General features: G+C 64.8%; 15 protein-coding genes. 10 read left to right on the top strand and 5 right to left on the bottom strand.

What is annotated here, in order from left to right; all coding sequences use genetic code 11:
* Positions 1–126: 126 nt before the first annotated feature.
* Complete coding sequence (gene fbaA / locus ACIQLI_RS01005) at positions 127–1,146, top strand: class II fructose-bisphosphate aldolase (protein ID WP_400384087.1); 1,020 nt, start codon at positions 127–129, stop codon at positions 1,144–1,146.
* A complete protein-coding gene (locus tag ACIQLI_RS01000) occupies positions 1,146–1,568 on the top strand; it encodes a DUF3151 domain-containing protein (protein ID WP_011773312.1) in 423 nt (140 codons plus the stop codon). Before fbaA ends, ACIQLI_RS01000 begins: the two co-directional genes overlap by 1 nt.
* An 82-nt stretch (positions 1,569–1,650) precedes the next feature.
* Here the strand turns inward: ACIQLI_RS01000 and ACIQLI_RS00995 are convergent, their stop codons facing one another.
* Genes ACIQLI_RS00995 through ACIQLI_RS00985 form a run of 3 tightly spaced genes read right to left on the bottom strand, consistent with a single transcriptional unit; the run spans position 1,651 to position 4,570 of the window.
* Entirely contained in the window at positions 1,651–2,472 is an 822-nt protein-coding gene (locus ACIQLI_RS00995; protein ID WP_354228838.1) for an ABC transporter ATP-binding protein, read from the bottom strand.
* Positions 2,469–3,515, bottom strand: a complete 1,047-nt coding sequence (gene fepG, locus ACIQLI_RS00990; protein ID WP_400384083.1) for an iron-enterobactin ABC transporter permease — start codon at positions 3,513–3,515, stop codon at positions 2,469–2,471. Before fepG ends, ACIQLI_RS00995 begins: the two co-directional genes overlap by 4 nt.
* Positions 3,512–4,570 carry a Fe(3+)-siderophore ABC transporter permease gene (locus ACIQLI_RS00985; RefSeq protein WP_400384080.1) on the bottom strand — a complete coding sequence of 353 codons (1,059 nt, stop codon included), beginning with the start codon at positions 4,568–4,570 and terminating at the stop codon, positions 3,512–3,514. The genes fepG and ACIQLI_RS00985 overlap by 4 nt, the downstream gene beginning before the upstream one ends.
* 195 nt (positions 4,571–4,765) lie before the next feature.
* Here ACIQLI_RS00985 and ACIQLI_RS00980 point away from each other — a divergent pair, with 195 nt between their 5' ends.
* The gene (locus tag ACIQLI_RS00980) at positions 4,766–5,758 is read left to right on the top strand and encodes an iron-siderophore ABC transporter substrate-binding protein (RefSeq protein WP_354229242.1); all 993 of its coding nucleotides are present in this window, start codon (positions 4,766–4,768) and stop codon (positions 5,756–5,758) included.
* A gap of 158 nt (positions 5,759–5,916) precedes the next feature.
* On the opposite strand, the gene ACIQLI_RS00975 is transcribed toward ACIQLI_RS00980, so the two are convergent.
* Positions 5,917–6,549, bottom strand: a complete 633-nt coding sequence (locus ACIQLI_RS00975) for a uracil-DNA glycosylase (RefSeq protein ID WP_354228844.1) — start codon at positions 6,547–6,549, stop codon at positions 5,917–5,919.
* 352 nt (positions 6,550–6,901) lie between these two features.
* Between ACIQLI_RS00975 and ACIQLI_RS00970 the strand changes: the two genes are divergently transcribed.
* From ACIQLI_RS00970 to ACIQLI_RS00945, 6 genes are all read left to right on the top strand, one after another.
* A complete protein-coding gene (locus ACIQLI_RS00970; protein WP_400384077.1) occupies positions 6,902–7,543 on the top strand; it encodes a SipW-dependent-type signal peptide-containing protein in 642 nt (213 codons plus the stop codon).
* A 3-nt stretch (positions 7,544–7,546) separates the two neighbouring features.
* On the top strand, positions 7,547–8,206 hold the full coding sequence (locus tag ACIQLI_RS00965; protein ID WP_400384074.1) for a SipW-dependent-type signal peptide-containing protein: 660 nt from the start codon (positions 7,547–7,549) through the stop codon (positions 8,204–8,206).
* A complete protein-coding gene (locus ACIQLI_RS00960) occupies positions 8,203–8,727 on the top strand; it encodes a signal peptidase I (protein WP_400384071.1) in 525 nt (174 codons plus the stop codon). Before ACIQLI_RS00965 ends, ACIQLI_RS00960 begins: the two co-directional genes overlap by 4 nt.
* A complete protein-coding gene (locus tag ACIQLI_RS00955) occupies positions 8,714–9,445 on the top strand; it encodes a hypothetical protein (protein ID WP_400384068.1) in 732 nt (243 codons plus the stop codon). The genes ACIQLI_RS00960 and ACIQLI_RS00955 overlap by 14 nt, the downstream gene beginning before the upstream one ends.
* Positions 9,442–9,972, top strand: a complete 531-nt coding sequence (locus ACIQLI_RS00950; protein WP_400384065.1) for a hypothetical protein — start codon at positions 9,442–9,444, stop codon at positions 9,970–9,972. The genes ACIQLI_RS00955 and ACIQLI_RS00950 overlap by 4 nt, the downstream gene beginning before the upstream one ends.
* Before the next feature lie 226 nt (positions 9,973–10,198).
* Positions 10,199–11,488 (top strand): adenylosuccinate synthase, encoded by a 1,290-nt coding sequence (locus tag ACIQLI_RS00945; RefSeq protein ID WP_089593539.1) that lies wholly within the window; start codon positions 10,199–10,201, stop codon positions 11,486–11,488.
* Positions 11,489–11,528: 40 nt separating this feature from the next.
* On the opposite strand, the gene ACIQLI_RS00940 is transcribed toward ACIQLI_RS00945, so the two are convergent.
* A complete protein-coding gene (locus tag ACIQLI_RS00940) occupies positions 11,529–12,272 on the bottom strand; it encodes a DUF2306 domain-containing protein (protein ID WP_400384062.1) in 744 nt (247 codons plus the stop codon).
* A 120-nt stretch (positions 12,273–12,392) separates the two neighbouring features.
* Between ACIQLI_RS00940 and ACIQLI_RS00935 the strand changes: the two genes are divergently transcribed.
* Positions 12,393–13,103, top strand: coding sequence for a TetR/AcrR family transcriptional regulator C-terminal domain-containing protein (locus tag ACIQLI_RS00935; protein WP_400384059.1), 711 nt, complete (start codon positions 12,393–12,395; stop codon positions 13,101–13,103).
* Positions 13,104–13,126: the final 23 nt, after the last annotated feature.

Genomic DNA, 13,126 nt, shown 5'->3' with positions numbered 1-13,126 from the left:
AAAGTGTTAAGAGCTCCAGTGACCCGAAACACGGAGGCCCGGCGGATATCGCTAGGATGGGTGCTAGCCGTAAGCGGTCTACTCCAGGGTTACCAACCCACAGACGAATTCAGCATAGGAGTCACCATGCCCATTGCAACCCCAGAGATTTACTCCGAGATGATCGACCGCGCAAAGGCAGGCGGATTCGCTTTCCCCGCGGTCAACGTGACGTCGTCGCAGACTCTGAACGCTGCGATCCGCGGTTTCGCCGAGGCCGAATCCGATGGCATCATCCAGGTTTCCACCGGTGGTGCAGCCTACTGGTCCGGTGCCTCGGTCAAGGACATGGTTGCCGGTTCCCTCGGCTTCGCAGCGTTCGCCCGCGAAGTTGCCAAGAACTACAACGTCAACATCGCCCTCCACACGGACCACTGCCCGCAGGATAAGCTGGCAGACTTCGTCCTCCCGCTGCTGGCCGCTTCCGAGGAAGCTGTCAAGGCCGGCAAGGACCCGATCTTCAACTCGCACATGTGGGACGGCTCGCACGAGGTGCTCTCCGAGAACCTGCGCATCGGCCGCGAACTGCTGGAGCGCGCTGCTGCTGCCAAGATCATCCTCGAAGTTGAAATCGGCACTGTTGGTGGCGAAGAAGACGGCGTTGAGAACGAAATCAACGAGAAGCTCTACACCACCACCGAAGACGCCCTCGCCACCATTGAGGCACTCGGAGCCGGCGAAAACGGCCGCTACCTCACCGCGCTGACCTTCGGCAACGTGCACGGCGTGTACAAGCCGGGCAACGTGAAGCTTCGTCCGGAACTGCTCAAGCAGATCCAGGCCGAGGTTGGCGCCAAGATCGGCAAGGAAAACCCGTTTGACCTGGTCTTCCACGGCGGCTCCGGCTCCACGGAGCAGGAAATCGCTGACGCCGTTTCCTACGGTGTCATCAAGATGAACATCGACACCGACACCCAGTATGCGTTCACCCGCCCGGTAGCCGGCCACATGCTCGCCAACTACGACGGCGTGCTGAAGATCGACGGCGAAATGGGCAACAAGAAGACCTACGATCCCCGCGTCTGGGGCGCTTCCGCCGAAGCCGGTATGGCCGCACGCATCGTCGAAGCCGCCCAGCAGCTCGGATCGGTGGGCAAGACCTTCTGATGTCCGACGAATTCCGGAAGAACCTGATGGGGCCGGAGCCCACGCTCCTGCCCGCCGAAACCGAGATCTACCAGCACCTGGCACTCGGCAACGAGGCGCTGGACCTGGTGGCCAAGAACCCCACGTCGTCTCTTCTGTGGGCCATCCTCGCCGAGGAAGCCTGGGCCGAAGGCCGGACCATCGAGTCCTACGCCTACGCCCGCGTCGGCTACCACCGAGGCCTGGATTCCCTGCGCCGCAACGGTTGGCGCGGCGTCGGACCCATCCCGTGGGAGCACGAGCCCAACCAGGGCTTCCTGCGTGCTCTCTACGCGTTGGGCCGTGCGGCGTCGGCGATCGGCGAGGCTGAAGAGCCGGAGCGGATCGAGAAGTTCCTGAACGACTCGGACCCGAAGGCCAAGGCAGCGCTCGAAGCCCGCTAAGGACCCAAGCAAACGACGACGGCGATCCTCACCGAAAGGCGAGGGTCGCCGTCGTCGTTAAGAGCGTCAGTCCGTAACAGCGTTAGTCCGTAACCGCCGAGTGCCGTGGCCGCCCCAACGGGACCACCAGCGGCGTGTGTGTCACGGGGTCGTCAATGATCCGGCAGGCCATGCCGAAGACTTCCTCCACCAGGGACTCGGTGATCACGTCGGCGGGGGCGCCCTCGGCCACCACCACTCCGTCCTTCATGGCAATGATGTGGTCCGCGTAGCGGCTGGCGTGGTTGAGATCGTGCAGTACGGCAACCAAGGTGTGGCCCTTGTCCAGATTGAGCTCTCGGAAGAGTTCCAGCAGCTCGATTTGGTGGGCGATATCAAGGAACGTGGTGGGCTCGTCCAGGAGCATGAGCGGCGTCTGCTGGGCGAGGACCATGGCCACCCACACGCGCTGCCGCTGGCCGCCGGAGAGTTCGTCCACCAGCCGGCCGGACAAAGAGGCGACGCCGGTGGCCTCCATTGCTTCCACCACAGCCGTTTCATCGGACACGGACCACTGCCGGAGCAGCTTCTGGTGCGGATACCGGCCGCGGGCCACCAGGTCCGCCACGGTGATGCCGTCGGGGGCGATGGAGGACTGGGGGAGCAGCCCGAGGCGGCGTGCCAGTTCTTTTGCGGGGAGGGACGTCACGGATTTTCCGTCCAGCAGCACCTGTCCACTGCGGGGCTTGATGAGCCGGGCGAGGGCGCGCAGCAACGTGGATTTACCGCAAGCGTTAGGGCCTACGATCACCGTGAACTGACCTTCGGGGATCCGCACATTGAGGTTCTCGGAGATGATCCGTTGCTCGTAGCCGATGGTCAGCGCTTCGGCATGGAGTTGTGGCGCGGCCGTAGTGAGGCTCATGATTTCCTTGCTTCCCTGGCCAGCAGCCAGACGAGGTAGATACCGCCGATGCACACCGTCACCACGCCCACAGGCAGCTGGATCGGGGCGAACAGGCGCTGGGCCGCGAGGTCGCTGGCCACCAGGAGGAAGGCGCCCATCACGGCGGATGGCACCAGGGTGATGCCCGCGCTGCGGGTCAGGCGACGGGCAAGCTGGGGTGCCGCGAGGGCAACGAATGCGATGGGACCGGCAACCGCCGTGACGGCTGCAGTCAACGCCACGCCCAGGATCAGCAACAGCAAACGGGTGGGTTCCGCCCGGACGCCCAAGGCGCGTGCGGCGTCGTCGCCCATTTCCAGAAGCTGCATCCGGCGTGCGGCGGCCAGCGTGGCCAAGCCAACCACCACAACCACGACGGCGGCAGGTGCCGCTTGCTCCCACGTGATGCCGTTGAGGGACCCGGCTCCCCAGACAGCTGCCGCCAAGGCGGCCTCAAGTTCTGCCTGCAGGATCAGCCAGTGGTTGAACGCGGCCAGCATCGCGCTGATGCCGATGCCGACGATGATGAGCCGGAAGCCCTGGGAGCCGCGCCGGTAGGCCAGCAAGTAGACGGCCAACGCGGTGAGGATACCGCCAACAAGTGCTCCTGCGGCAATGCCAAGATAGCCCCCGCCAAGGGTCAGCATGACGATGAGCGCCCCGGTGTAGGCGCCGGTATTGAAGCCGATGATGTCCGGGCTGCCCAAGGGATTCCGGGTCATGGATTGGAAGATGCCACCGCTCATGCCAAGCGCGGCACCGAACACCAGCGCCGCGAGTACCCGGGGGAGCCGCCACTCCATGACGATGGTTTGGGCCAGTCCGGGGGCATCACCAGTGAAGGCTTGCAGGACCTGTGGTACTGAAACGTCGTAGTCGCCGGTGGCCAAGCTGATCACAGCAACCGTCAGGGCGGCGAGGATCAACGGGATGCAGACATGGATGCTGCGGACATCGAACCGGAGGCTCAGCGAACGGTTGCGAAGCAGGACAACGGGCCGGCCACCATCCAAGCGCGTCATAGCCCACTCACTTTCCGGCGCCGCGCCAACGCGATCAGCACCGGTGCCCCGATGAATGCGGTCACCACACCAACCTGGAGTTCCCCGGGAGCGGCGATCCGGCCCACCACGTCTGACACCAGGAGCAGGATAGGGGAGAGCAGCACTGTGGTGGCCAGGATCCATCGCTGGTCCGGCCCTACGATCCACCGGGCAACGTGCGGAATCATGAGGCCCACGAAGCCGATGGCGCCGGCACCGGAAGTTGCTGCTCCGCTGAGGAGGGTGATGGACACGACGCCCAGGATCCGGGTGCGGTTGACGTTGGCGCCGAGGGAGGTAGCGAGGTCGTCGCCCAGTGCCATGGCGTTAAGCCCGCTCACGCAGAACAAGGCGATCACCAGTCCCAGGCCCATGAACGGTGCCACCGTCAGGACTGACTCCATGCTGCGGGTGTCCAGCGAGCCGATGCTCCACGAACGCAGGTGGTCAAATGCCTTGGGGTTCAGGAGCGTCAGTCCTGAGCCGATTCCCGTCAGGACCGCGCCCAGGGCTACGCCGGCCAACGTCAGGCGGATCGGGTTCACCACGTTCCTGCCGGAAGTGCCGATCAGGTAGACGGCCGCGGTTGTGAGGATGGCGCCCAGGAACGCGAACCAGATGTAACCGCTGAGGGTTCCGACGCCGAAAACGCCAATCGCAATGACAATGGCAAACGACGCTCCCGCATTGACGCCCAGGATGCCGGGATCGGCCAGAGGATTCCGCGTGATGGCCTGGATCAGCGCGCCCGCCACGCCCAGGGCAATTCCGACGGCGATGCCCATCAAGGTTCGCGGCAACCGGTTCTGCAGGATGATCGCGTGGTCGGCTGAGTCCTGCGGGTTGGTGAACGCTTCAAGGACTGTGGACGCCGGGATGAATTTGGCTCCCACGCCGAGGCTCAGGATCGCGGCACCCAGAAGGACCGCCGCGGCAAGGACCAGGAAGAGGATGCGCCAGCGGGATTTATTGACGACGCCGGAACTGGCAACCGCGGTTGCAGCCGGAAGGGCGGGAGCGGCTACTGGGGACATAGCGCCGTCAGTGGGGACACAGCAGGGACCATTTCGAAGAGGGGCAACAATAAGACGGCGATTCCGTGACTGTCATCACAACGTCACGGAAGTGTGCCTTAATTAGGTTAGCCTTACCCAGTGAAAAATGACGATTTTGAAGGACAGCCGCACAAGGCTTCCCGCGTGCGCCGAATGGCAGTGCGCAACCTGGCTATGAAGGTGGCCGGAGTCGCTGTGGTGGCAGGCCTCCTTGCGGGCTGCGGCGCCAGCGGCGGCTCGGGTTCGGCTGCCGGCAACGCCGATGTTGCCACCGGCGGCTCCAAGTTCACCACCGCGGACCAGGAAACAGCCAAGTTGGGCACCGACGCCGCTCCCGGCGTTTTCCCGCGCACCCTGAAGCACGCCAACGGTGAGACCACCCTGGAGAAGAAGCCCACCCGCGTGGTGGTCCTGGACACCGGCGAGTTGGACGACGTCGTGACCCTCGGCATCACTCCGGTGGGCATGGCCACCACTGAAGGCGCCAACCCTGTCCCCACCTACCTGGCGGACAAGGTCAAGGATGTGGCATCGGTGGGCACCATCCAGGACCTCAATCTCGAAGCCATTGCAGCGCTGAAGCCGGACCTCATCCTGGGCAGCCAGCTCCGCGCTGACAAGCTGTACAAGCAGCTGTCCACCATCGCCCCCACGGTCTTCAGCATCCGTCCCGGCTTCCCCTGGAAGGAGAACTTCCTCCTGGTGGGCAAGTCCCTGGGTGAGGAGGATAAGGCAGTCAAGGCCCTCAACGATTACCAGGCCGAGGCTGACGCCCTCAAGGCAGACGTGAAGGGCGACCCCAAGATCTCCTTGGTGCGCTTCCTTCCCGGCAAGATCCGCCTCTACGCCAACAAGTCGCTGATCGGTGTCATCCTGAAGGACGCCGGCCTGGCCCGCCCGGAGAACCAGAACATCGACGAACTCGCTGCCGAAATCTCGGCCGAGAACATCGAGCAGGGCGACGCCGACTGGATCTTCTACAGCAGCTACGGCGATCCCGCAGCAACCGGTGAAACCTCCGTGGTCGAAGGCGCTGTCTGGCCCAAGCTTGGCGCCGTCAAAGCCGGCCAGGCCAAGGCTGTCAGCGACGACGTCTGGTTCCTCGGCCTCGGCCCCACCGGCGCGCAGCTGATCCTCAAGGACCTCCGCAGCATGCTGGCCGGCTAACGCCGCCACTTCAGAAAGCGCCCCAACAACAGCACCCCAACGACGACGGCGGCCCTCACCGGAAAGGTGAGGGCCGCCGTCGTACGTGCGTTGCGGGGCCCGGTCTACGCCCTTACCCGGAGGTTTGGGGCGCAAAGCGGGCCACACAACGAAGGGAACTAAGCCTTGCGGGGGATACCCGTGCGTGCCATGGCCTCGGCGTAGGCGCCGTGGATGGCGTCCAGGTATTCCTGCTGGCGGGCCGGGGTGCCGGCGAACGAGCGGCCACCCAGCGAACGGACCTTGAAGGTCTTGAAGCCGCGGCGGGCGATGCTGGCCGGAGCCGCCTTCATGAGCTGATCGGCCAGACGGTGTGCCTCATTGCCGTGTGCCACCAGGGCGGAGGTGCGCGGCAGGAGCTGCAGGAGGCGCAGGAGCGGCTTCAGGCCTTCGGTGATGTTGGCCGGCGTGAGCTTTCCCGGTTCCTCACTGGGCTCAATCCACGGGTACGCGTTCCACGGCATCATGAGCTCGGGACGCAGGCCCAGCTGCCACTGCATGCCCAGCATGCGGGTGGTGGCTTCTTCGTCGCCCGGGTTGATGAAACCCTCGCCGGTGGTGGTGCGCTGATTGGAGAAAAGGCTGACGATGCGGCAATCATCCATGCTGTGGGCGGGGTCGATGTAGAGGACCTCGCTGCCCGGCTTCTGCACCTTGATGGAGTCGCACAGCTCGTTGACCTCGGCGATGTGCGGTTCGTAGCGGCGGTTCCAGAGGATTTCTTCGGGTGATTCAGTCGCCAGTTCTTGCATCAGGGGTTAGGTCTCCTAGGTGTTACAGCGCACCGTTCCAAGGGGCCGCGGGCATGCCGCAGCCGAACCTCAAAGGGTGCTGTTGGGGGCTAACTAACCTTACCGGACTATGGGGGTTAACGGGTCCTGCTCCGGCGCGCCCTTTAATTGCGACGCGGCGTGTTGCCCGGAAACGTGTCCGGCGTCTCGGCGGATGTGGCGGGCGAGTCGGGTCCTGTCACTATTTTTGCAGGTCAAAGCGTTGACATACCGTCGCGGGGATGATGGGTTGGAACTATCGGTTTTGGGGGAAACCAACTGGAGACCTCCACCTCCGGGCTCCGATCTCTTGATCGTCAGCATCACATCAATCGTGGGGGTAGTAGTGGTTGCATCAGCAGCATCGCCAGAGACGGATCCGGATCATCGCGATACCAAGCACGGACGGTCACCTAGAATCCGTGCCATCCTTGCCGGAGGGCTGGTGCTGGGGGTGGGCGCAGCCATCACCTTGGCAGCGTGGAATGACTCCGAGTTTGCCCAGGGAACCTTCACTGCCGGTGCGTTCAACCTTGAGGGCAGCACGGATGGGACGGCCTTCGGAGAGAACCCCGTTTCCGCCCCGGCAACTCTTGGCTTCACCGCGGCGCCGGGCAACCTCGCGCCCGGCGATGTCGTCACAGCACCCTTCGCGGTCAGGCTGGATGGCACCACAACCAACGACGCCACGGTCACTGTTTCCACGGAAGCGTCCACCGGAGCTTTGACCGGCCTGACGTACTCGCTCACCCAGTCCACGGATTTCGGGTGCGCTGAAGCCGTGACGGGAACGCTGGTGGCGGCCGGGCAGGCATTGGGCACGACGCCGGGCAGCGTCACCTTCGCACTGACGCAGGGCGCCGGTACGGCCGACGGCGACGCCGTGAACCTCTGCTTCCGGATCACTGCCGACGATGATCTCGTCCAATCCCAATCCGGGACCACCACCTGGGAATTCGCCGCACAATCGCAGTAATCCATGGGCCGACGACTAGCCGAAACCAAGCGCAGTGCGGCCCTGCTCCGTATCCGCGCACTCCTTGCCGGGACGTTGGTGCTGGGGCTCGGGAGCTCCGTGACCCTGGCATCGTGGACTGACAGCGATTTAGCCACGGGTTCTTTCGGAGCGAGTGTGTTCGTCACCGAATCCAACGTCACCAAGCCGTACAGCGCCGCGGGGACGTGGAGTGCCAATGACGTATCGCCCGGCGCTGCGCTGGTGTTCACAGCAACTGCCATGAGCCCCGGCAGTGTGGCCTACGCGCCGTTCGCCATCAGGACCAAAGCAACCTCGGTGGCAGGCGAAGTGGTACTTGGTGTCCCCGTGGTGACCAGCAGCGGCACCGGCACTGCTGATCTGGGTGCCGCCTTGCAGTACCGGGTGGTTCGTTCTGCGACGTGCGAGGCCGCGTCGTTCACAGGGACGCCAACGTTCGTAGTGGGCAGCGACGGCGCTAAGCCGTTCACGCAAGGGCAAGCGGCCGGCGTCGTCAATCCCTTGGCCGCCGCAACGGCAACGCTGCCCGGCGCGCCCACGCAGTTCTGCTTCGAGGTCACACTCCCGGCCGGCGCCAACAATGCGCTGCAGGGCCAAACCGCCACCGCTACCTGGCAATTTACTGCCACCTCAAGCTCATGAGCCGCCGTCGCTTCAGCGGCCGGCTGCAGGAAACTGTGTTGAACATCGCTGCGGCGGGCGGCGCGGTGTGCATCCTTGCAGTGGTTTGCGCGCTGCTGTTCAACATCACGTTGATCATGTTCAAGACCGGGTCGATGTCGCCGGCCATTCCGGCCGGTTCACTGGCCGTAGTCCGCGAGATCCCAGCCGAGGAGATCGCGGTTGGCGATGTGGTAACCGTGGACAGGCCCGGGAAGCTGCCCATCACGCACAGGGTCCAATCGATTGCGCCTGCGGACGGAACCGCGCGAACCATCACCATGAAGGGCGATGCCAACACCGAAGCCGATCCCGCGCCCTACGTCGTGGAGAAGGCCCGGCTGGTCCTCTGGTCCGTCCCGGGGCTCGCGCACCCGCTGGCCGCGGCCGCCAACCCTGTGGTCCTTGGCGCCACCACCGTGGCCGTGTCCGCGTTGGTGACCTGGGTGCTGTGGCCGCGGAGCCCAAGCCGACGCAAGACCGGGCAGCATGTCGCGGCGTAACTCAGTGGGGATGGCGGGGTTGCTGGGTGTACTGATGCTGGGTGCCGCGCCTGTTGCTCCGGCAGTTGCAGCCACGGTTGCCGCCGATAGCGACCCGTCCGGATGGTTGGAGCTCGACGCCGGTCCGGCCGGCCAGGTGCATCGGCTCACCCCGGGCGGGAGCGCAGATTGGGCGATGGACGTCACTGTCCGCGGTGAGCCCGCCGCCTCCCTCGACGTGGGGCTGACATCCGAGCCGGGGGCGACAGATGTGCTGCGGGACTTCCTGAGCGTCGAACTCCAGTCCTGCGCCCAACCTTGGAACGGAGGTTCCTGCCCCGACGGCCACCGTGTGTTGATGCACCGGACATCATTGAACAGCGCGGGCGGGGTGCGGGTGGACCTTATGGACCCTGGCAACTCCGAACCGGCCAATGCCCACGTCCTGCTGACGGCAACCCTGGCGGAGGATGTTCCCCGCGAAGTGCAAGGGAGCCGGACGCAGATCATTGTGGGCTTTCACGGGTCAGGGGACGGGGATGGCAACGGTGCTGGAGCGGGCGGCGGGGCCGGCTCAGGCGGGAACGCCGGGAGTGGAGGCGTCCCAGGAAACCCAGCCGGGCCGACGTCGGGCGCTCTGGCTGATACCGGGTTTCGGCTGGGAGGCTTCGCGTTCCTTGGTGTCGTTGCGGTCGCGGCCGGTTTTGGGCTGGCCCGGCTTCGGAGTGGTGTCCAGTGAGGGTGTTCAAGCGGGTGCGGGTGGGAGTGTTACTGGCGTTGCCCCTGGCCGTGGTGCTTTCGGTGGTGAACCCGCCGTCCGTCACGGAGGCGGCGTGGCAACGCGGCCAGTATTCCTCCGGCAGTTTCGGAACGGTGACTATTCCAGCGCCCACGCTGAATGGCCAGTGCACCTACGATCCCGGCTTTCTTGGCGCCGGTGCTTTCGTTCGTATTCTCTGGAAACCACCAGCGGGCTACACACTGGCGAATGCCGAAGTGCAGGCCTCCACCAGTGGGCTGGGATCGGCACTGGCTCCCCTGACGGGGTACAACCTGGCCGGCAATACGACAGGGAACGCCACCTCCGGATACATCACAGAGGTCCAGACCAACCTGTTGGGCGGGTTGATCGGCCTCGGAACGGAGCTTCAAATCGCCATTGTGATCAAGGACCTCGGGTGGACGTCCAAGTCCGCCTCCGTCGCCTCGAACGCCGGGCTGGTGGGCGGTCTCGGCGGAAACTGCCGGAATCTGCCCGCGGCGTAGTGCCCCCAGACCCGCCGAAGTTTCCCTGGGGAAAACTTCACCCGGCCGCCTTTGAAGACACCTTGACACCAGAGAAACCGGCGTCATCGGCTAAACTTGGCTGGTAAGAGCCCCGAACTCTTGCGTATGCCAGCCCTCATGGCAGGCTGCACCGGTATCGTCGGGGCATTCTCATGTACGGCGCCAATCCATCGCGGCTTGGCCCGAAAGAATGGGGGAGGATCCCATGCCCGCTATCGTGATCGTCGGAGCCCAGTGGGGCGACGAAGGCAAAGGCAAAGCAACCGATCTGCTCGGTGGCCGCGTTGACTACGTGGTCAAGCCCAACGGCGGTAACAACGCCGGGCACACCGTGGTTGTTGGCGGTGAGAAGTATGAGCTGAAGCTCCTTCCCGCGGGCATCCTGAGCCCCAACGCCATTCCCATCATTGGCAACGGCTGCGTGGTGAACCTCGAGGCCCTGTTCCAGGAGATCGACGGCCTTGAAGCCCGTGGCGCGGACACGTCCCGCCTGCGCGTCTCCGCCAACGCCCACCTGGTTGCTCCCTACCACCAGGTGCTGGACAAGGTGACTGAGCGTTTCCTTGGGAGCCGAGCCATCGGCACTACCGGCCGTGGCATCGGTCCCGCCTACATGGACAAGGTGGCCCGCCTGGGCATCCGGGTCCAGGACGTATTTGACGAGTCCATCCTCCGCCAGAAGGTGGAAGGCTCGCTGCGCCAGAAGAATGAACTCCTGGTCAAGGTCTACAACCGCCGGGACATCGTGGTGGACGAGATCGTGGACTACTTCCTCGCCTTCGCCGAGCGCCTGCGCCCGCTGGTCATCGACAGCACACTTGTCCTCAACAACGCCCTGGACGAGGGCAAGGTTGTGCTCATGGAAGGTGGCCAGGCAACGTTCCTGGACGTCGATCACGGCACCTACCCGTTCGTCACCTCGTCCAACCCCACGGCAGGTGGCGCGTCGGTCGGCTCCGGCATTGGCCCCACCCGCATCTCGCGCTCCATCGGCATCATCAAGGCGTACACCACGCGTGTCGGCGCCGGACCCTTCCCCACGGAATTGTTCGACGAGATGGGCGTTTACCTGCAGAAGACCGGCGGCGAGTTCGGCGTGAACACCGGCCGTCCCCGCCGTTGCGGTTGGTACGACGCCGTCCTGGCCCGCCACGCTGCCCGCGTGAACGGCTTCACGGACTACTTCGTCACCAAACTGGACGTGCTCACGGGCATCGAGCAGATCCCGGTCTGTGTTGCCTACGACGTCGACGGCGTCCGCCACGACGAGATGCCCATGACGCAGACCGAGTTCCACCACGCAGTGCCCGTCTTCGAGTACTTTGACGGCTGGACCGAGGACATCACCGGCGCCCGCACCCTGGAAGACCTCCCGGAGAACGCCCGCAACTACGTGCTGGCCCTGGAAAAGCTCTCCGGCACGCGCTTCTCGGCCATCGGCGTCGGCCCGGACCGCGACCAGACGATCGTCGTTCACGACCTGATCAACGACTAAGTTTTACGCAGTCACGACGACGGCGGGTCACCTTGGTTCCTTACGGAACCGACCGGTGGCCCGCCGTCGTCGTCTCAGGGGTGAGCACCCGACGTGCCGGGCGGGTTTCGCGGCCGGACGTTGCATGGCGTCGTCGAATGGCGTACTCGGCCACCGCCAGGTTGATGACCCAGGACGCGCCCATCAGGACTGCACGCGTGGTCTCGTCGGTGGGGCCCACCACCAGGATCCACGGCAGCAGCACCAGGGCTTGCGTTCCAGCTCCCAGTGCGATGGCGTAGGCGCGCGTCATCCAGGCTCCGTGTGCAGCGAAGTCCCGTCGGCGAATAGCCAGGACTCCCAGGATGATGGCCCCCATCATGGCAGTACCAAAGATCAGCCGAAGAACCAGCAGTGCCTCACCGTCGGTTTCCGGGAGGGCGTAGAACACGGACATCCACAGGCCGGACAGGCCGGCGAGCAGGCCTGCCGGAATCAGAATGCGCCCGGATATTTCGTGCCAGGACCGCCTGCCGCGGCGAAGTCCGGGGACCCGCCTGAGGGTAGGGGCGAACTGAAAAGCCCCCAGCAGGCTGTACACCGTGACTGTGACGATGTGCGTTATCACCGGGATGGGCGAAGCGAAGAACCTGGCGTTCTCCGGAGTGACGGTCGCTCCACCAGTCAGCTGGGTAAGACGCGCCGCACCGGCAATGACAGGTATGAGGCTGAGGGCAATCAGCGCCGCGGGCACCACCCACTTCATGCGGCGGCTCCGGGAAGATGTGGTGGTTTTCGATCTCATGACTCCGCCTCGGGCTAGAGGTGTACGGCGTACACCTTCATGATCGAAACACTAGGTGTACGCTGTATACCTGTCAAGGCCACGCCCGGACCTTGGGTGTGGAGGGGGAGGGACCAACGCATGACCCAGCTGGTGGAGGCCGCGCGGCGCGTGCCCTTAAACCGCGCGCGAGTGCTGCAAGCCGCCGTCGCGCTCGCCGACGAGGTAGGTCTCGAATCACTGAGCATGCGCCGGCTTGCCCAGGAACTCGGCGTAGTTCCGATGGCGCTTTATAAGCACGTCGCCAACAAGGAAGAACTCCTCGACGGCATGGTGGACACCATCGTCGGGGAGATCGACCCACCCGTGCCCGACGCTCCATGGAAGACCGTGGTCCGTCTCCGGGTGCTTTCGGCCAGGCGGGCACTCCTGCGGCATCCTTGGGCCCGCCCTGTCATCGAAACCCGCACCAGCACCACGCCGGCGGTCCTCGGGTACATGGATTCCTTCGTGGGCATGTTCCTGGCGGGCGGTTTCTCCGAGGACCTGACGCACCACGTCATGCATGCCCTGGGGAGCCGGATGTGGGGGTTCACTCAAGAGGTCTTTGACGATTCCGGGAGCGGCGCCAAGGACCAGCCACGCATCACGGTGGAAGCCCAGGCTGCGATGGCCCGGCACATGGCGGAGAGCTACCCCAATCTTTTCCGGATCGCTGTGTCGGCAGCGCATGACGACGAGTCCGTGGTGGGGAATGGCTGCGACGACCAATTCGAGTTCGAGTTTGCCCTGGACCTGCTTCTTGACGGATTCGAGCGGCTCCACGAACAGAACTGGACATCAGGCGCCTGAAAGGTGGGCCGTTTCTCCTACCC

This window comes from Paenarthrobacter sp. NPDC091669, from assembly GCF_044756725.1.
GTDB classification, from domain to species: Bacteria; Actinomycetota; Actinomycetes; order Actinomycetales; family Micrococcaceae; genus Arthrobacter; species Arthrobacter bambusae_C.
This window is presented reverse-complemented; position numbering and strand designations above follow the sequence as displayed.